This window comes from Sphingobacterium paramultivorum (assembly GCF_014109745.1).
In the GTDB taxonomy this organism is placed as follows: domain Bacteria; phylum Bacteroidota; class Bacteroidia; order Sphingobacteriales; family Sphingobacteriaceae; genus Sphingobacterium; species Sphingobacterium paramultivorum.
In genome coordinates, this window is record NZ_CP058555.1 from 4,805,924 (window position 1) to 4,825,691 (window position 19,768).

Consider the following 19,768-nt stretch of genomic DNA (forward strand, 5'->3'; position numbering starts at 1 on the left):
CATTATTTACATATGAAATTAAGATCGGATTTAGTTTTGAGAACAATTGGTTCAGATCATTTGATTGTGGATCCTAGCCAAGATATGGTTGACCTATCAACAGTTTATACGCTAAACAGCTCTGCAGCATGGTTGTGGGAACAACTCAAAGGAAAAGAATTCACAATTGACACCATCGTTGATTTACTTTGTGAAAATTATGACGTGGACATCGAACAGGCAAAATCCGATGCAGAAATTCTCCTTCAAGACTTCCAAAAACAGGGATTATTGGAAAAATGAATAACAATAGCCTGAAGCAACACCTGCGCTGGGCTTGGTCAATCACCCAGGGATACCGAAGCAAACTGTTCCTTTATTTCATACTGGAACTGATATGCATTGGCCTTTCCCTCGCTTTTGTGTTTTTATCCAAAAAGGCTGTCGACACGGCCACATCTCATGGGGATTTACCACTGAAATGGCTACTTATTGGCATCGTGGGAAGTATTGCCTTAAATGTAGGCATCAAGGGGTATTCGGGTCGCATGATGGAGCAGATCAAATTGATGCTTACGCTCCAGCTCCAACGAACGATGCTCGACGCGCAAATGCTCTCCATATGGCAATTAGTCAAAAACTGGCATACAGGCGATATTCAGATCCGCATCCAGACGGACTGTGAGGAAGTCGCCAATACCATCGCCAATACATTCTTGTCTTTTATATTAACCACGATCCAATTATTGGCGTCTGTCGGTTTTCTTTGGTATATGGACCCGATGCTGGCGCTGATGATCCTGGCTATATCCCCACTTTTTGTGTTTTCAAAATTGTATTTCCGCAAGATGCGTAAGCTTAGCAAGGAAGTCAAGGAGGAGGAAAGCAACTTTTCAAAGGTGCTGCAGGAAAATCTTCGTTTTCGACTCCTCATTCGGGCGATGGGAATCTTCCCTAAAAGAAGAGAGAAACTCCTAGCGAGCCAGCATCAATTATTATTGTTGAAAATACGCCAGCTCAACTTCTCCACATACACTCAGGGAGCCATGAAAGTAGCCATGAATGCCGGTTATTTAATCGCTTTTATCTGGGGGATCTATCGATTACAGGCGGGGCAGATTTCATTCGGAACAATGACCGCTTTTCTACAATTGGTAGCACGGATTCAATCGCCAATCCTCGCACTGATTGCTTATATCCCAGGCTTTGTACGCTTCCGGGTATCTGCAGATCGCCTATTGGAATTGCAAGCTGGAGAAATCGAACCACAGGTAACACAACAGCGTCTCCATGAGACACAGGAGCTTCGGATCAGCGACCTCTCCTTCCGTTATGAAGATAAATGGGTGTTACAAAATTTAAATCTTTCCTTAAAGGTGGGTGAGCCCACCGCTATCATCGGACCGAGTGGAAAAGGAAAGACAACATTGATCCGCTTACTGCTGGCATTGCTAAAAGCTGAAAAAGGACAAATTAGGCTTTTAGATAAGGATGGTGAAAGAGAGTTAACGGCCAGCCATCGGATCAACCTCGCTTATATTCCGCAGGGAAATTCACTATTCAGCGGTACCATTCGTGAGAATTTACTCCTTCATGTCAAAGAAGAAGGGGCAATGGATATGCAAAAAGCACTTTGGCTTGCTTGTGCGGAATTTGTATTTGACCTACCCGACGGAATTGATACGGTCGTCGGTGAATCTGGCATTGGCCTATCAGAAGGGCAGGCACAACGCGTTGCTATTGCCCGCGCACTCATGCACGACGGTGATATATGGCTCTTCGATGAGGTTACTTCCGCATTGGATAAGACGACATCGGATACGTTAATTCATCGACTATTGGAACATGGAAAGCACAAAATCTGCTTGTTTGTAACACATGACCTCCACCTGGCCGAAAAATGCCAGCAACGTATTTATCTCGACTAATCCTAATTCGAGCAACATAGTGGATCAATAAGACGCATATCGGCACAATAGCCAAATGAAAAGAAGTAGCTGACAACAGCTATGAAATAAAAAGAAATGACCGGCAGATACTTAAGTCTGAATTTCTAACAAGTTTTTAAAAGACAAATCGGGCGAGCCCACGAAATAATTATTTAAACATGAATTTGACGACATCATCCGAATTATCCCAGACACGCTACCGCATCGCGGAATTAATACTGGAGTTTAATCATCCTGCAGATTATCCGCTAGCCCAGCTTCTTCCTTCGTTTCGCGACTTCCAATGGCTAGACCCCACCGACAAAACAGACATTAGTATCACTGTCAGTGTAGCAAAAGCACCGATACCTGAGGATATGGGTATACTTCGGACAGACGAGTCCATTGCATGGGGAGATCGATTTCGTTTTTATGAAAAAGAGGATACTTTCATCACAACAATCAGCAACGAACAGGGCAATGGGATCTGGTACCTCCAAAGTGACCGCAACTTTGAACGTTCTTTACTTTATGTCCCTGCAAGCACAGCGGATGAACAGGGTGGCGTTATTACCTGGATGGCGATGATGATCTTTGGGCAAGCCAGCCTGCTGCATAACACCATCATGATCCATGCTTCTGTTGCAAACCACGCCGGCAGAGGTGTAGCATTTTTAGGCAAGAGCGGTACCGGTAAGAGTACACATAGCCGCCTTTGGTTAAAACATATCCCAAATACCTCTTTGCTCAACGACGATAATCCAGCTATTCGAATAACCGATGAAGGTGTATTAATTTATGGAACACCTTGGAGCGGCAAGACGCCGTGTTATAAAAATGAACAACTGCCCTTACAAGGATTCGTTCGCTTGCAACAGGCTCCTAAGAATGAGTTCGAATGGCAAACTGGACTTAAAGGCTTTATCGCTGTATTGCCGAGCTGTACTTCCATACGTTGGAACAAGGAATTATTTTCCAACATGAACACCATTTTGGAAAAAATCATCGCTCAGGTTCCCGTTGGCTACTTAAAATGTTTGCCAGATGCTGCCGCGGCAGAACTGTGCCATTCTTATCTTTTTTCGAACGAATAAAAGGGATCAGATTCGTACTTTGTTCGTACCTGCTTCGGATGCGCACAGACTTTGACCCGATATGCAACAGACCTTGACCAGATCCCGAACAGAAATTATCTGGTCAGCATCTGCACAAAGTTTCTACACGTATTGATCAGCCCCGAACGCTGTCCGAACACAAGGCGAATAAAGCTATAAAAAAATCCCCCAAAGGTCTTGATGACAGATGGGGGATTTTTTATTATCAATGTTTCTTGATTAACGTTTCTTGATCATGCCACGGTCTGGTCGTATATTAACCTCGCCTTGGTCAAGCGTGCGGTAGCCCTTTCGGCTTACTGCATTGATAGAAGCTTTGGTGGTAATACCCGGTGCAGCATCGTTCAATGCTGTCGCCAGCATGGTCTCCTTCTTATCGCCTACATCGACAAACACGTAATCTGTTATATTGCTTTTATCTGGAACCAACCCATCCCAATAGTCTGAAAAATTCGCAGAATTCTTCAGAAGAAAGGAAACTGGCCAGAAAGATACCTTCTTTTGGACAACCTGCTCAAAAAAGCCTACAGGTTTACCGTATGTACGCGCACCAGAGGCTATGATCTGCACTTGCAGATAGGGCTTGAGCACATTAATTAACATTTCCGCTGCCGATGCTGTACGATCACTCACCAGGAAATAAACTTTACTCAAGTTCAGATTGCTCTTGCCTTCAAACTTGGTATCCTGAAACATTTTATTGATGCTCGGCGTCGCTTTAATATAATCGTTCACCTCATAGGTTAGCATCAGCTTTCCTTTCGTAATGGCTCCCCCAATTTTATCGGCGACATAAGCAGAAGCGTCTACATAACCACCGCCATTGTAGCGTAAATCAACAATTAAACTTTTAACCTGCTGAGCCTGGAACTTATCAAATGCTGCATCAATCTTTTGTTGATTGACATTATTATTTTCAATTTCCTCAAACGACGACAAGGCAAGATAGCCTACATTGTTTCCGTTATAGGTATAGATCGAATCTTTATAGATCGGGTCAATGGTGTAGCCATTCGCATAGGTAAGATCCTTGGTCGTTGTTGTCCCGTCCTGATGTTTCACTTGAAGTTTAAGTGTACCAGCGTCCAGAGCAGCATTCAATTTATTCATCATTTTGTCCCGAGCACTAGCGTCATTAATCGAACAACCAGTCGCCGTACAGGTGACAGCAATGGAGTAATCGGAATCACCATTCACTGCCGTAATAAAATCAGATCGTTTGAAACCTGCCTTTTGGGCCGGAGAGCCACCTTCTACAAAATAGATAATGGGCTGTGCCGTTTTTTCGTCTTCTGTCCCCAATTGAACATAAATTCCGTACCCATCATTGGTATCCATCTTAAGCCTGCCAGAAGCGGTTGTTCCGGTATTATAACCATCTAGCCCCAACATATAGGAAAATCGGTCAAAGACTCCATTTGGATAAGCCGTATGTGCTGGCGTCATCTTCTTCAGCGCATCGAGCACCAAATCTGCTGAGCCATATTTATCCGTGAATTGAGAAGGATCACTGGTATAATCAGGAATGGATTTATCCCAAAGTGAATATAACTTATAATACTTATAGATATCATCCTTGATCAGCTGCGCTTCGGTGCGCTCCACTGGTTCCGGCTCGGGCTCGGGTTTAGGATTATCCTTTTTGCAGGAAAAGACAAAAAGTCCAGTCAGTGCTATGGTGGCCAAACGTCCTGTTTGTTTTAAAGGCTCTAAGTTCATAGTTGAAACATTTGTAAAACAAACATAAATAATTTAAGTTGATCCGCAATAAAAAAAACACGCTAACTATGGAGAGTGCCAGCGTGTTTACTACCTATTGAAAAACGTTATGAGAACAAGCAAATCCATTAGATCGTTTTAACAAAAGTCAAAAATACTTTCTATGCCTAGTTTTTCAAGACATATTGATTTAATACTTATATTTCTCTTTCCATTTGTCCCTTAAACTCTGTCTCAATTTTTCCTCCTGCGAATTTTGCCCAGGCTCATACAATTTGACTCCACTGATTTCTTTGGGAAGAAATTCCTGAACGACAAAGTTTCCCGGATAGGCATGTGAATATTTGTATTCGGCGCCATAATTTAAGTCCTTCATCAATTTGGTCGGCGCATTGCGGATATGCAGCGGTACAGACAGATCTCCTGTTTGTTTCACCAAGGCCTGTGCCTTATTGATTGCTTCGTAGGAAGCGTTGCTTTTAACTGAAGTAGCCAAATAGATAACCGTTTGCGAAAGAATGATACGTGATTCGGGCCATCCAATGACATTGACTGCCTGAAAACAATTGTTTGCCAACAACAAGGCATTCGGATTGGCATTGCCAATATCTTCAGAAGCTAAAATCAACAACCTCCGTGCAATAAAGGATGGATCCTCCCCGCCTTCGATCATCCGTGCAAGCCAATATACTGCTGCATTCGGATCAGACCCGCGGATTGATTTAATAAAGGCCGAAATAATATCGTAATGCTGCTCACCCGCTTTATCATAAATGGCCATATTTTGCTGTACCTGCTTCAATACAAAAGCATTTGTAATTGGCTCTTTGTGCAATACAGCAGCATTCACAACCAACTCGAGAACATTCAACAATTTACGTGCATCGCCACCGGACAACCGCAACAAGGCCTCATATTCTTCTACAACAATAGCTTGTTTCTGTAAATATTCATCTTCATGTAATGCTTTTTGAATTAATCCAATAAGATCTTCTTCCGAAAGATGTTCCAATACATACACTTGGCAACGCGAGAGCAATGCGGAAATGACCTCGAACGATGGGTTTTCTGTTGTTGCACCAATCAGTGTCACAAGCCCGCGTTCAACAGCCCCTAAAAGTGAATCTTGCTGCGACTTGGAAAAACGGTGAATCTCATCAATAAATAAAATGGGTTGATCTTGGTTGAAGTTCATCAACCGTTCGGCTTTTTCGATGACTTCACGAATATCTTTCACCCCTGCCTGAATTGCACTTAATGAAAAGAACGGCCGATCCAGCTCTCTTGCGATCAGCAAGGCCAAACTTGTTTTTCCGACCCCGGGAGGTCCCCACAAAATCATGGATGGAATATTTTTTTGCTGGATCGCATGGTAGAGTACTGCATCTGGGCCCACAATATGTTGTTGTCCTACATAATCACTCAATTGCCGCGGTCTAAGTCGTTCTGCTAATGGAATTCGTGTCGCCATAACACAAAGTTAAAAATTAAACGGCACAGCGACTAAATATTTTAGCTTTATTCATCCAAACTCTTCTATTATGAGTTCTGCAAAGCGATAAGCATCAAGCTTTCACAAACATAGTTTTGAGGGTTATCATTCGCCGTTCGATATTACTTTAACATTTTTTCACACAATTTTTCGTCATATTTGCTCTATTATATATGTAAATTGCTTTTGGCAGAGCATAACCAAACGTACAGGTTTATCGAATTAAGTAGTAGATTGCTCAAATATGTCCTTTAGCTAAATTTATGTAGACGTTAATAATAACGTAATATTTTATGAGAATGACAAAATACTGGATTTCTATATTTACCGCTTTGACTGCATTCATGAATATACCATGTCAGGGAATCGCACAGGATGCCGCCAAAGATTATACTGGCGCAATAAAACAATACGATACTTCCTTTAAAGGTATCGGTCCAGAGGTCTATTTTTTACCACCTCCAAAAACAGCCAATGAAATACTAGCAGAGCATTATGCCGACAAGAAGTCTTTCAGCAAAGAAATTGCCAGGCAGCTCCTGCTCCAGCGTCTATTATTGCAACTGCGGAGTACCAATAACTTGGGCCATTTTCAATATTTAATGAACCCCATGCCTATTGCGGCAAATAGCTGGGATAGTGCTATAGAGACGCAAACAAAAGCTGAAAACTGGATTGCTGGCTATGCGCTTGCCAATGAAGCAGCCTTATTTTCAATTAAAAATAACGATAGCAGCAATGCCTCAAAATTTTTATATCAGGCGCTTTCCTTGGCAAATCGTACCGATAACAGGGATGATATTGCTACAATTAATATGAACATCAGTAATTTCCAGCTGTATCGTGGAGACTTTGTACGTGCTGAAGAGAGCGCACAAAATTATCATACCTATGCCATGAAGAGCAAAAGCTATGCAGACCAAGCCAACGCCTGGCTTTTAATTGCTATGGCACGAGCCGGTCAGGGAAATTATAAAACTGCCGAGAATAATATTATCCGCAGTGCGATCCCTTTACTCAATAAGGCCAAAGCCTATGAGGGGAAGATTTTTGCATGGGAAATGCTTGCTGAAATTTATTTTAAGCAAAATAAATTTACCGAGGCTCAGTGGTTTCTGCTACAAGCCCGCGACTTGGCCAATGCAAAAAAACTGAGTAGCGAGCTCGCTGAAATCGAATACTTGCTGGCCTCCTCCAAGCAAAAAGATGGTAATTATAAGGTGGCGATCAAAGAATTTGTGCAGGCCGCTGAATTGGCTTCAGATGAAAATAACAAACAGCTCTCACTCGCTATATTGGATAAACTAGGCGAGGTCTATCTTGTGCTAAAAGATTATCCATCTGCTGATCAGACCTACAAAGCCTATACACAGTTAAAAAATGAATTGTACAATTGAAACATTTAAAACAATCTACCCCTTCTATTGGTCTGTTGAAAGAGCAGTCTACAAAGAGATTTTAAGCTTTTTGTAAATATTGAAGGATAAATCAAATAAATTTTTAGATTCTGCGATAATGTGCTACGAATTTCACTAAATTTAGCACGCTCATCAATAGGAGCTGAATATTTTTTAAAAAGAATGATTATTAAAACCGTCGAAAATATGTTTAGGAAACTCATATTTGCACTTTTTGTTGTATCCATTGTTTCTTGTGGTTCAAAACCACGAGTGGCGCTTCCTGATGATGGAGGGCTTAAACCAAGCACACAACATCAAATTATCGCTAAAGAAGTCTCGGGATTATTGGAAAATGCGAGCTACAAAAAGGTCAAAATGAATGATTCGATATCGGGTATCATATACGATAATCTAATCAAAACTTTGGATCAAGGAAAAAATTATTTGCTTCAAGCGGATATTGATGAATTTCAAGCGTACAGAAACAATCTTGCGCAGGATATCAAAAATGGAGATCTTTCTGCTGCATTCCATATTTTTAATGTCTATTCAAAGAGATACCTGGACAGAATGCAATATGCGCTTTCAGAAATCGATAAGAAACAGGATTATACGAAGGATGAGTATTACCAACCTAACCGTGAAAAATTAGGCTGGTTCAAAACGGCAGATGAAGCCAACGACCAATGGCGTAAACGCGTAAAATACGATCTGCTCAACTTAGAAACCGCGAGTGGTAAATCGACCGACAGCGCGAGGACTAAACAGGTGGAAACACTAAAAAAACGCTATGTCAATTTGATCTCGCAGGCAAAGAAAACCAATGCCAACGATGCTTTTCAAGTGGTCATGCAAGCATTGACAGATGCTGTTGACCCACATACGTCTTATTTTAACCCTTCCTTTGCACAGGCATTCAATGAAGGAATGGCCAATACGTTTGAAGGAATCGGAGCACGACTTGTCGTCGACAACGAGGCCGTAAGCATCTTCGAAATTATCCCTGGTGGACCAATATTCAAAGACAAGAGCATTCATGTCAATGATAAAATCATTGCTGTAGCCCAAGGAAAAGATGGTGAATTCGAAGACATTATTGGCTGGAGACTTGATGCAGCCGTAGCAAAAATCAAAGGTCCAAAAGGAACCATTGTTCGCCTGAAAATTATACCTGCTGGTCAGCCAATGAACTCTCATCCGCGCATTGTATCTTTAGTACGTGAGAAAATCGTCGTTGAAGAAGAGTCTGCGAAAAAAGAGATTATGAACGTCAAAGGTGCCGATGGAAAAACGTACAAAGTGGGTATCATCAATATTCCGAAGTTCTACATGGATTTTGAAGCTTACAGAAGACGCGATCCAAACTATAAGAGCACAACGAGAGACGTTAGGTTAATCTTAGACACCTTGAAACAGGAAAAAGTAGATGCTGTGGTTATCGATTTGCGATTCAATGGTGGCGGTTCCTTACCGGAAGCAATTGATCTAACTGGTTTATTTATCGATAAAGGTCCAGTTGTACAAGTAAGAGACACCAAAAATAACATCGATGTCGAAGAAGATAAAAACGCGGGTGTATCCTGGGATGGTCCATTGGGCATCATGATCAACCGCTTCTCGGCTTCGGCTTCTGAAATCTTTGCCGGTGCTATCCAGGATTATGGAAGAGGTATTATCTTAGGATCTCAAAGTTATGGTAAAGGAACAGTACAATCGGCAATCGACATGTCACGCGTTATCAGCCCGACAAGCCGCTTACTGTTAAAGGCCTCAGGTGAAAAAGATCCAGATACCCCAGAAGGTGCTCCTCAATATGGACAGATCAATATCACCCTAGGTAAATTCTATCGTGTAAACGGTAGTAGTACACAACATAAAGGGGTTACACCAGATATCGTATTCCCTTCGCAGTTCTCCGCAGAGAAATTTGGCGAGAGCTCAGAAAAATCAGCACTCCCTTGGGATCAAATCCAATCGAGCAACTTCAAAAAAGTAGCTGATCTAAGTGCTGTTGACAAAAAATTAGAAGCGATGCATGAGGCACGCATTAAAACCTCATTGGAATATAAGTATCTAAAAGAGGATATTGAAGAAGCTCAAAAAGATGAGGATGTTAAAATTCCATTGGAACTAAACAAATTCAAGAAAGAGAAAGATGACAACCTCAAGAAAAATAGAGACCGCATCAACGCCCTATTGAAATTACAGGGTAAACCAGCATGGGAGGAAGGTAAATCCCAACCTAAAATCGATCTTGACTTTGTGAAAGATGAAAGTGCCAAAGTGATGACCGATTATATCATCAACTTTCAAGCAAAAAAATAGAACGTATTCTCTCTCTAAAAAAAGGCAACCGTAATCCCGGTTGCCTTTTTTTATGACACTCATCACAATAGGGAGAGTTTAACATTAAATTCACGTTTTCTTTGTAACTTATCGCTACATTCATTGTTTTAGTAATATACCGGTACTGCTTGAAGTCCGAATGATTCCCATAGCTCATACGCTAAAGATTTTGCAGGACAGGATGCACCAACCAGGTTATAGAAGTTAAACGTATAAAAAAGAACATCATGAAACGGATCCTCCTGTTAACTGACTTTTCAGAAAATGCTCTTCTTGCAGCAAAACAAGTTGCGCTGTGCACAGAAGCCTGGAAAACTCAAAAGGTTATTATCTACCATACTTACAATAGTGTTACCATTGTCAATAACGAACCTATTGTCATTGTCAATGATGAGGTAAAAGAGACCAAAGAGAAAGAACTGACACAATGGTTTGACCAAATTAGATTATTGTTCCCTCCACAAGTGGAACTAACGCATCAGATGGAAGATGTTGATCTGCCATTGGGAGTCAATGACATGTGTAAATCGCACGACATTGACCTTGTCGCATTGGGTATCACCGGACAAACAGGTTTTGCTAAGATTTTGGTCGGAAGTAATGCTATTACGTTGATGGACATCTGCAATAAGCCCATGCTTATCGTTTCCCATAAGGTAAATCCTGCAGTCCCCAAAAATGTGTTGGCTACAACCGATCTGAAAGAGGTAGACAGAAAGCTGGATTTATTCAATTTAGATCAGGTTTTAGACACTTTCAATGCACAATTATATGTTTTGAATGTTGCTAAAAAAGAAGGTTCAGCCGCAGATTTGGCACAGGAATTAAAGCATCTCCATGAACGCCTGGACAAATATCATCCGATTTATGACTACATCAGCCATGATGATATTGCACTAGGTATTGAAGAATATGCCAAAGAGAAACATATTGATCTCATACTTTCATTCCATAAAAAGCAAGGACTATTAGCGAGCCTATTCAAAACAAGCATTTCTAAGAAAATAGCCTGGAATGGCGCTGCCAACTTACTGGTTATTCCCATGGATAGATCCTAGAAATCTGTGCTTTGTAAATATCAACAACGATGGACTCGTTGTCCAACAGAAACAAATTATACGACAAAACGCCGCAATTTAGAATACATTGCGGCGTTTTTGTCGTATAATTCTTCCTCTGGGAAATCTCTTACCGGGGAGTCTCTTATTTCTTGTCAACCGAATGTTTACCCGGCCCAATAAGGATAAGTCCTAAAAACACAAAGCAAAGCTCAATCGCATGTGATGCACCAGAGATACCATCTCCTTTAGAAAGATGCATTAATCCAGCGATAACCATCGTAAATGCAAGCAATAATGCCGCTGGTCGGAAAAAGAGCCCCAGCAATAAAAATAGGCCCCCAACAGTTTCGGTCGCAGCTGCCATAAACCCCCAAAAGGTAGGCATAAAATGAATACCAATATTACCCATAGATTTTCCTACACCTGCCCAGAGCTCAGGACCGCCCTGTAATTTGGGCAGACCGTGCATGATCATCATCACCCCAAGTCCAACACGCACGACCAAAAGTCCCGTATCCCTATATTTACCCAATGAATTCCAAATTGCCATAAAAAACGTTTAATTTATTAAAACTTGAATTACCGATCTCCCTAAATTAATGAAATTATTTAAATTGAACAGCTCACAGCACTCACCATAATAAATAAAGCTATTGCATTTATAATACTTAATGCGTAATTTGATGACTATAGACCCGATTATAATGCTTGGAACGGCTAAGACAGCGTAAAAAACCGTAGCTGCGGATTATGGATCAACAAATAACTAAAGGATGAAAAACCTACTCTTGTTAACAGACTTTTCGGACAATGCCTATGCTGCTGCTCGATATGCCGCACAATTAGCTCCACTTTGGGGCATTGAAAAAGTTGTCCTATACCACACATACGAAGTAATCCCTACCGTAGGTACTGAACCTGTTGTCATCAGCAATTCAGAAATCTTGGAAGAAAAACAAAAAGATCTCAATACCTGGCAACAGGAACTGATGTTGCTTTTCCCTGAGGGCATTGCCTGGAAATCAGTTCTTGAGGAATATGAACTTAGTTATGGCGTAAACCGTACCTGTGCCGAGGAGGACATTGACCTTGTCATCGTCGGGACTGCAGGTAAAAGCGGCTTAAAGAAACTGCTTCTTGGAAGCAATACCCTCAAGCTGATCGAAAATTGTCACACACCATTACTGGTGGTCCCCGCACGAGCAGAATTTCGGGTACCCAAAAAGATGTTGATCGCCACCAATCTCAAAGAGGTAAAACTAAAATTAAACCGTCTTTTGGTTAATGCGTCCGAAGTATTACGTAAAAGTGAGGTCTATGTCGTCCATGTGACTAAAGAAGATCCGGCAAATAAAGCCGTTAATGCAGAAATAACAGCCATGCAGGATTTACTGGCACCTTACCACCCAATCTATAGCTATATCCTCAATGCAGACATTGCTTCAGGAATCAACCAATACATCAACGAAAATCATATCGACATGATGGTCACTTTCCATCGGGACAAGGGCTTATTAAGTCGAATTTTCAATACGAGTATAGCGCAAAAGATGGCCTGGAAGAGTCAGGCTGCCATGATGGTCATCCCTGTACATTCGGGATAATCAACCAATAAATAAAACAATGAGATTCTGTTCAGCTTCCCCTACAAATAGGTTAACTGAACAGAATTTACTGTTGTATTCAAGGCTACTTTTCGCCCAAATACCAGGGCGTGATTATCATCAATATGCCCTGCTGGATAGCCAAATGCTACCGGGAAATCATATTCTTTAACTATATCCCACACAATTTCCTCTACACGCTGCCCAAAAGCAGGATCATTGTCTTTCATAGCAGAAAAGCCCCCTACAATTAGACCATTCAATTTTTTTAATTTCCCCGCGCGCTTCAATGCCCTTAGCATTCTGTCTACGGAGTAATAGGCTTCACCTACATCCTCTATAAATAAAACTTTATTCTTGTAATTGACATCCGAATTAGAAGCAAGTACAGACAGTAAGATTGCTAAATTTCCACCGACCAATTTTCCTTCGCCTCTACCCGCACGATTGGGGAATAACGTTTGCTCGTAGGCAAAATCCATATTATGGCCAAACAATGCATTTTTTAAAGTTTCCAACGATGCTTTTGTGCCCGTTTCAAAAGACTTTGGCATCTGTCCATGTATTGTTGTAATTTTATAGTTCCGTTGAATATGACTATGCAATACGGTAATATCGCTAAAACCCACCAACCATTTGGGATCTTTTTCAAAGCTTGAAAAATCTATCTGATCGACAATACGAACACAACCGTAACCTCCGCGCGCGGCAAAAACTGCTTTAATCGACGGATCATCCAGTGCCCACTGCAGATCGGCAGCGCGTAAATTGTCATCTCCGGCAAATTGATGGAACGATGTCCCAACAGTCTTCCCAACCACAACTTCCAGCCCCCAGTTCTCCAATGTTTTTATGCCAACATCGATAGAGCCACGTATAAAACTCGCAGGACAAACGATAGCTACTTTATCGCCTTCTTTCAGAAAATCAGGTATTTTGGACATCTTTTTTTATCGCTAATGATCAAACGTAAGGAGCTCTCCATTGTAGAGTCCAGTTATAAATTTACTTGATATATTGTGCTTATATGTACAAATAAACGTAAATTTATCTAAGTTTTCTACCGCTATTTTGAATAATATTTCTACGATAACAAGCTGTTAAATGGAAGCGCATTTTAATCAAGTTGAAACAATCGTAGAAATGAGCCAAAACAAGAATTCAAGAATAAATTGTTCGATATGACACGCATTTATATTGCATATAAACAGCAATTTATCTAAGTTTGCCAAAGAAAACAAGTACACACTTTAATATACTTTCAAGCATTGAGTATTCTAGATAAAAAACGTTATACCATCACATCGGCATTACCTTATGCCAATGGTCCTTTACATATTGGACACCTTGCCGGAGCTTATATCCCAGGGGATATCTTTGTCCGCTATTTGCGTCTGAATCAAAAAGATGTAGTCTATGTATGTGGTTCAGATGAGCATGGTGCGGCGATTACCATCCGTGCAAAAAAAGAGGGCATCACCCCGCAACAAATCATTGACAAATACAATAAACAAATCAAAGAAAGCTTTGAGGAGTTTGGTATCTCTTTCGATATATATCACCGTACATCGGAGCCCATACATCACCAGTTATCGCAGGATTTCTTCTTGAACCTTTACAACAAAGGTGAATTTGTCGAGAAATTTTCGGAGCAGTACTACGATGAGGAATACCATCAGTTTTTGGCAGACCGCTACATTACGGGAACTTGTCCAAATTGTAAGTCCGAAGGCGCTTATGGTGACCAATGTGAAAAATGTGGGACATCACTTAGCCCAACAGATTTGATCAACCCAATTTCAACATTGAGCGGAAAAACGCCAGTTTTGAAAGAAACGAAACATTGGTACCTACCTTTGGATAAATACCAGCCTTGGCTTGAAAAATGGCTGATCGAAGGAAAGAAAAATATCCTTAAATCCAACGTTTTTGGCCAATGTCAATCTTGGCTTAAATCCGGTTTACAGCCGCGTTCAATGACAAGAGATCTGGATTGGGGCGTTGATGTACCTTTGGCTGAAGCAGAGGGTAAAAAACTATATGTTTGGTTAGATGCACCTATCGGTTATATCTCAGCAACAAAACAGTGGGCTTTAGACCATGGTAAAAACTGGGAAGACTATTGGAAAACCCATGAAAACCCAGCAGACGATTCTACGCTGATCCATTTTATTGGAAAAGATAATATTGTTTTCCACTGTATTATTTTCCCGGCGATTCTTCATGCACACGGCGACTATATTTTACCAGAAAATATTCCAGCCAACGAATTCCTTAACCTGGAAGGTGATAAGCTGTCCACGTCCAGAAACCATGCGGTTTGGTTACATGAATACCTACAGGAATTTCCTGATAAGCAGGATGAATTGCGTTATGTATTGACATCCATATTACCGGAAACTTCGGATGCCGAGTTTACCTGGAAAGATTTCCAAGCTAGGATCAACAATGAGCTCGTTGCTATTTTTGGAAACTTTGTCAACCGTGTCTTGGTACTTTCCCACAAATATTTTGATGGCAAGGTATTGAACGGCTCGCCACTAACAGCTGTAGATCAAGCGGTACTGGATGAACTAAAATCATACCCTACTTCTATCAAATCGTCTTTGGAGCAATTCCGCTTCCGTGAGGCATTGGCAGAATTTATGAATGTAGCTCGTCTGGGCAACAAATATCTTGCCGATGAGGAACCATGGAAAATCATTAAAACAGATGAGGAACGTGTCAAAACAATCCTAAATGTAGCGGCTCAAATCGTTGCCAATCTTGCCGTTCTTGCACAACCGTTTTTACCAAAAACAGCTATCAAATTATTTGAAATGCTTAATTTTCCACAAGGGAACTGGAACGACGCAGGTTCAGATGCTTTGATCCAAGCTGGACACCAATTGGGTGAAGTGCAATTGTTATTCGACAAAATAACCGATGAACAAGTCGACTTCCAGTTAAACAAACTTGCTGAAGCAAAAGCGAAAAACTTAGCCGATAATGCCAAGGTTGCTCCTGCAAAAGAAAATATTAGCTTCGATGATTTTGTTAAAATGGATATCCGTGTCGGAACCATTGCCGCTGCTGAAAAAGTTGCCAAAACCAAGAAGTTGTTAAAATTGACGATAGACACCGGCTTAGATACACGCACTGTCGTTTCGGGTATCGCAGAGTTCTTCAGTCCTGAGGAGATCGTAGGCCGCCAGGTATCCATCTTAGTCAATCTTGAGCCTCGTGAAATAAAAGGAATTATGTCACAGGGAATGATCCTTATGGCCGAAGACGCTGATGGTCGATTGGATTTTGTCAAACCCGATACAACAATTAAAGTCGGAAGTACGGTACGTTAATATAAGACCTACCTCCTTTTACACAAAAAGCCTGTTCATACGAACAGGCTTTTTTATCATCTCGACCGCCTACCCCCCTAAAAGAGTATACTCTGCAAACGCTTCTTAAACGCCTTCTCATCCATATAATCATAGACGGTATCTTTCAGTTTTTTTATGATCTCTGCCCTGGATTCCGCAACAACTTTTTTCTTCTTGGTCAGCACGTTGGAAAATGCGGTATTGGTAATCTCCACCTTTGTGGCAAACATATTTACATTCATACTTGGGATGGATATCCCCATCACTAAGCCCGGGAGTCCGTGTATAAGTTCAGGACCACCGGAGATAGGGATTTGCCCCGCAAAAAACGCAACCACATAGACCGAATCTTGAATAATTCCATTGGCTCTTCTGCAGTCATATCCCGCAATATTTCGGTATTCATCGGTATACTTCCATTTTACAGTAGGCAATGAATCTTTAAGCAAGAGCTGATCATCTCCAAAGGGGAGCAATTTTAAGAATTCCTGATTCTGGAAATTAATGTACGTTTTTGAATCCGGGAGAATAGAATTATAGTGAGTCACATTACGATAATTTGCGGGATAATCTTCCTGCACCGTTTCAAACAGGGTCTCATTATCGTAAAATTTCAGGATATGATGGGTCACCACCTCTGCAGGCCCATTCTTCACCGCATTGTCGACCATCAGCTTATCCCAGGTATCTAAATCGGGTTTGCTGAGATAATTGCGTTTTAAGAAATTCTGCACATGAAACTTCCGTTCATAAGTCACCGTTCCGCTGCTCGGAAAATACGCGTGTTGTGCATGGGCTACTCCTGAGCTCAACAATAATACCCAGACCATCAACTTTATATACTTACTCATTTGGCATCTCCTTTCATTGTTGTAAAATTGTAGATTACTTTTAGCATTCCATAACGACGCAGTACATCGTTGCTGGTCTGGATAAATGAAGTTCCATTTTGATAACGGTACACCCCATTATTTTTGTTTAAAATATCATTGACAAATACCTGTACTTCCAAAGACTTATCTTTCAATAATTTTTTGGAAACATACCCATTCATATTAATGATATTAATGGATTGCAATGTTTTCGTCGCAGCTTGATAATTTTGGTCTGTAGACAGCGAGATTTTAAAATCTTTTGGCAAATAATAAGTGAACTGCGAATAAGAACGGAATTTAAAGGTTGTACGGTTCAATTCGGGCTGTAAAAAAGAGCTCATTTGCTCGACCCCCGGCATCAACGAAATATAAAAGTCCATCTTATTTGCTTTATATCTGTTAAAGCCTATTTCAGGAGTTATACTCTTTGTCTGATTTCTATTGAGCTTTGGTTCTTCGTTATACGATGATAAATAACTAAATTGGCTATTGTACTGACCGTTGACACCGATATTCATTTTCAATCCCCATTTCTTTTGTAGCACAAAACTGTAAGATCCACTACCATAAATACGCCAATTATCCTTATCAATATTAACATAGGAAATTTGTTGCGTACCCTCGTCCAGGTTATAGCGTACATTGGTATTGATATTCTTCTTACCCTGATCTGCGCTCGCATAAAAATAGAATCCCTGGTCTTTCAACTGCTTATAGCTATTGTAATTAATCGAATAGGAGTTGTTAAACCCTGCTTTCAGATTTGGATTATCCAAATATTCCACAAGCGGCTGTGCGTTTTGCTTTAAAGGCTCGATCTGTGTCAACGAAGGTTGTGCCGTACGTCCACTATAACGAAATCCAATGTTTTTACTCTTCGAAAGTTTATAGTTCACCGAGACGTTCGGGTTGATAGAAGTCTGATTGCGCTGCAATGTTGTATTGAGGTTGTTATACGTTCTCTTTACATCCTCAAAATCAACTCTATTGCTTAAATTGACAGTTAAACTACTGGTTTTATAATTCAGCGAGGTGTTAATACCATTTTTCAAACTGGAAAAATCGAAATCATTTAATAGATTTTGATCCAGGACAGTGTATTTACCTGTAGCAGGATCTTTATCGAATGACTGATTAAGTGTTTCCGAGTTGTTACTATTAAAAGAATACCCTACTGCAGCTGTCAATCTTTTGGAAAGGGGCTCCGAGTACGTCACAGAAGCGGCATAAGCATTATTTGTAAGTTTATCATTCTTAAATTGATCAATTACAGTCTTATTTCCCGAACTTTCAAAGTAGTTCTCAGAAAAATATTGCGTTTTAGAACTATTTTTATCCGTATTGGCACTGACATTAAAAGTAACAGATCTACGCTCCTTTTTAAAACGACGGGTTAGCATCGCATTCACATTGAACTTATCCTGATCACTATTTAGATCCGTGTTTGAATTAGTTTCTGTAATCAGTGTTCCGTCCAGTTTACGTTGGTCGGCTTTGGAGTCTGATTTACTATCGCGATTGGACTTGGTATATCCCATATTGACCGTCAAATCGGATAGTGAATCTAACTTTAAATCATATCTTAAATTTGCAATATTTGCCTGCGTTTCGGTTTCTGATGACGTCACATTATTATCTACCTGTGCACGTTCAGGAAGGTTATTCTGCGCGTTGTATGTACTTGTATTGTTGACATTGATCTGATTCCGCTTAAAGTTTGCATTGATCTTATGCTTATCATCTTTGGATTTGTCGGAATAACTTGCTCCCATGTTTATGGCCTTAGGCACGCCGCCACCATAGTATTTACCGTCCCATCCCCCATCGGAACCATCACCACCACCAGAAATCATAATACCACCACCGTCCATCATCTGTACATTGCTACTTCCGCCCACACCATATTTTTGGCTATCTTCAAATCCTAGTCCGACCATTCCATCATTGGCCAGAATACCATAAGCAGCAATTTTCTGCGATCCCTTAAACTTATTGAGCATGACTTTTCCGCCATAATATTTATCTGTACCAGCTCCCGCAACAGCTTGGCCGAACATTCCTTTTTTCTTATCTTCTTTAAGCTTAATATCAATTGTCTGCGTTCGTTCACCATCATCTACCCCTGTACGTACGGCAAGATCTGATTTCTTCTCATAGACTTGTACCTTGCTGACCATATCTGACCGAATATTCTTGGTGATCAGGGTTGGATCATCCCCAAAAAACTCTTCCCCATCAAGCAATACTTTTTTTACTTCCTTACCTTGAGCGATGATCTTGCCTGATCCATCCATCGTAATACCCGGCAATACCTTCAACAGATCCTCTACTTTAGCATCCTTCTCTACTTTAAAACTACCGGCATCGTATTCGATGGTGTCGCCTTTAATAACTACAGGAATTTTACCATTCACCTGAACCTCCTCCAATAGTAGAGCTGCTTTGGATAGCTTTACAATACCAATATCTAAATCTTCGGCAGCCACATGGATATCCTTTACCAAGTCAGCATACTGCGGATAGGAAACCACCATTTTATAGGTACCTGTGTCGATATTAGCTATTTGGAATGTTCCATTTTCCTTCGTCCGACCGAATTTAACCAAAATCGAATCTTTGGGACTGAGCAGCGCGATTGAAGCTTGATGTAGTTTTGCAAGATCTTTGATATCGGCCACCGATCCCACAAGTTTATGTTGTGCATAGGACTTGGAACTCAGGACTGAAAATAAAAGAAACAAAACTAGAGAATAGGTTAGTTTCATAAAATTTCGTTTATATATTGTCGAGGTAAATATATAAATGTTGCTACGGAAAATTCGTAAAATAATGTTAAATAATTATGTAATTAATAAATGAAACTTGACCCGCTCAAATAAAACACGATAAT

14 protein-coding genes are annotated in these 19,768 nt (G+C 40.7%); 8 read left to right on the forward strand and 6 right to left on the reverse strand.

Translation table 11 applies throughout. The annotated features are described in order from the left end of the window. The first annotated feature begins 12 nt into the window (after positions 1-12). From HS960_RS20050 to HS960_RS20060, 3 genes are all read left to right on the forward strand, one after another. Positions 13-282, forward strand: coding sequence for a PqqD family protein (locus HS960_RS20050; RefSeq protein WP_120335714.1), 270 nt, complete (start codon positions 13-15; stop codon positions 280-282). Beyond that, a complete protein-coding gene (locus HS960_RS20055; protein ID WP_153845368.1) occupies positions 279-1,907 on the forward strand; it encodes an ABC transporter ATP-binding protein in 1,629 nt (542 codons plus the stop codon). The genes HS960_RS20050 and HS960_RS20055 overlap by 4 nt, the downstream gene beginning before the upstream one ends. Before the next feature lie 179 nt (positions 1,908-2,086). Further along, on the forward strand, positions 2,087-3,001 hold the full coding sequence (locus HS960_RS20060; protein ID WP_153845367.1) for a hypothetical protein: 915 nt from the start codon (positions 2,087-2,089) through the stop codon (positions 2,999-3,001). A 240-nt stretch (positions 3,002-3,241) separates the two neighbouring features. Here HS960_RS20060 and HS960_RS20065 read toward each other — a convergent pair whose 3' ends face one another. Together HS960_RS20065 and HS960_RS20070 are read right to left on the reverse strand one after the other, a co-directional pair. Continuing rightward, positions 3,242-4,741, reverse strand: a complete 1,500-nt coding sequence (locus tag HS960_RS20065; protein ID WP_153845366.1) for a S41 family peptidase — start codon at positions 4,739-4,741, stop codon at positions 3,242-3,244. Positions 4,742-4,931: 190 nt separating this feature from the next. Then, complete coding sequence (locus HS960_RS20070) at positions 4,932-6,212, reverse strand: replication-associated recombination protein A (protein WP_159730151.1); 1,281 nt, start codon at positions 6,210-6,212, stop codon at positions 4,932-4,934. A 314-nt stretch (positions 6,213-6,526) separates the two neighbouring features. On the opposite strand from HS960_RS20070, the gene HS960_RS20075 reads away from it, so the two are divergent. The 3 genes from HS960_RS20075 (at position 6,527) to HS960_RS20085 (ending at position 11,037) form a co-directional block, all read left to right on the forward strand. Then, the gene (locus HS960_RS20075; RefSeq protein WP_182330522.1) at positions 6,527-7,630 is read left to right on the forward strand and encodes a tetratricopeptide repeat protein; all 1,104 of its coding nucleotides are present in this window, start codon (positions 6,527-6,529) and stop codon (positions 7,628-7,630) included. Between the two features lie 207 nt (positions 7,631-7,837). Beyond that, complete coding sequence (locus HS960_RS20080; RefSeq protein WP_153845363.1) at positions 7,838-9,958, forward strand: carboxy terminal-processing peptidase; 2,121 nt, start codon at positions 7,838-7,840, stop codon at positions 9,956-9,958. Between the two features lie 248 nt (positions 9,959-10,206). Continuing rightward, complete coding sequence (locus tag HS960_RS20085; RefSeq protein WP_159730145.1) at positions 10,207-11,037, forward strand: universal stress protein; 831 nt, start codon at positions 10,207-10,209, stop codon at positions 11,035-11,037. Between the two features lie 145 nt (positions 11,038-11,182). On the opposite strand, the gene HS960_RS20090 is transcribed toward HS960_RS20085, so the two are convergent. Further along, positions 11,183-11,590, reverse strand: coding sequence for a DoxX family protein (locus HS960_RS20090; protein ID WP_159730142.1), 408 nt, complete (start codon positions 11,588-11,590; stop codon positions 11,183-11,185). 223 nt (positions 11,591-11,813) lie between these two features. Between HS960_RS20090 and HS960_RS20095 the strand changes: the two genes are divergently transcribed. Beyond that, a complete protein-coding gene (locus tag HS960_RS20095; RefSeq protein ID WP_153845362.1) occupies positions 11,814-12,644 on the forward strand; it encodes a universal stress protein in 831 nt (276 codons plus the stop codon). A gap of 41 nt (positions 12,645-12,685) precedes the next feature. Here HS960_RS20095 and HS960_RS20100 read toward each other — a convergent pair whose 3' ends face one another. Continuing rightward, positions 12,686-13,588: a S66 peptidase family protein gene (locus tag HS960_RS20100; protein ID WP_153845361.1), complete on the reverse strand. Its 903-nt coding sequence runs from the start codon at positions 13,586-13,588 to the stop codon at positions 12,686-12,688. A 324-nt stretch (positions 13,589-13,912) separates the two neighbouring features. On the opposite strand from HS960_RS20100, the gene metG reads away from it, so the two are divergent. Beyond that, entirely contained in the window at positions 13,913-15,982 is a 2,070-nt protein-coding gene (gene metG, locus HS960_RS20105) for a methionine--tRNA ligase (protein ID WP_182330523.1), read from the forward strand. Positions 15,983-16,059: 77 nt separating this feature from the next. On the opposite strand, the gene HS960_RS20110 is transcribed toward metG, so the two are convergent. Together HS960_RS20110 and HS960_RS20115 are read right to left on the reverse strand one after the other, a co-directional pair. Beyond that, positions 16,060-16,854, reverse strand: coding sequence for a GLPGLI family protein (locus tag HS960_RS20110; RefSeq protein ID WP_228280100.1), 795 nt, complete (start codon positions 16,852-16,854; stop codon positions 16,060-16,062). Next, positions 16,851-19,643, reverse strand: coding sequence for an outer membrane beta-barrel protein (locus HS960_RS20115; RefSeq protein ID WP_182330524.1), 2,793 nt, complete (start codon positions 19,641-19,643; stop codon positions 16,851-16,853). The genes HS960_RS20110 and HS960_RS20115 overlap by 4 nt, the downstream gene beginning before the upstream one ends. Positions 19,644-19,768 lie beyond the last annotated feature (125 nt).

Bases quoted from the DNA above. Each gene is read 5' to 3' on its own strand.
- HS960_RS20110 (WP_228280100.1), bottom strand. From the start codon at position 16,854: ATGAGTAAGTATATAAAGTTGATGGTCTGGGTATTATTGTTGAGCTCA.
- HS960_RS20075 (WP_182330522.1), top strand. From the start codon at position 6,527: ATGAGAATGACAAAATACTGGATTTCTATATTTACCGCTTTGACTGCA.
- HS960_RS20070 (WP_159730151.1), bottom strand. From the start codon at position 6,212: ATGGCGACACGAATTCCATTAGCAGAACGACTTAGACCGCGGCAATTG.
- HS960_RS20085 (WP_159730145.1), top strand. From the start codon at position 10,207: ATGAAACGGATCCTCCTGTTAACTGACTTTTCAGAAAATGCTCTTCTT.
- HS960_RS20060 (WP_153845367.1), top strand. From the start codon at position 2,087: ATGAATTTGACGACATCATCCGAATTATCCCAGACACGCTACCGCATC.
- HS960_RS20055 (WP_153845368.1), top strand. From the start codon at position 279: ATGAATAACAATAGCCTGAAGCAACACCTGCGCTGGGCTTGGTCAATC.
- HS960_RS20065 (WP_153845366.1), bottom strand. From the start codon at position 4,741: ATGAACTTAGAGCCTTTAAAACAAACAGGACGTTTGGCCACCATAGCA.
- HS960_RS20115 (WP_182330524.1), bottom strand. From the start codon at position 19,643: ATGAAACTAACCTATTCTCTAGTTTTGTTTCTTTTATTTTCAGTCCTG.
- HS960_RS20090 (WP_159730142.1), bottom strand. From the start codon at position 11,590: ATGGCAATTTGGAATTCATTGGGTAAATATAGGGATACGGGACTTTTG.
- HS960_RS20100 (WP_153845361.1), bottom strand. From the start codon at position 13,588: ATGTCCAAAATACCTGATTTTCTGAAAGAAGGCGATAAAGTAGCTATC.
- HS960_RS20050 (WP_120335714.1), top strand. From the start codon at position 13: ATGAAATTAAGATCGGATTTAGTTTTGAGAACAATTGGTTCAGATCAT.
- HS960_RS20080 (WP_153845363.1), top strand. From the start codon at position 7,838: ATGTTTAGGAAACTCATATTTGCACTTTTTGTTGTATCCATTGTTTCT.
- HS960_RS20095 (WP_153845362.1), top strand. From the start codon at position 11,814: ATGAAAAACCTACTCTTGTTAACAGACTTTTCGGACAATGCCTATGCT.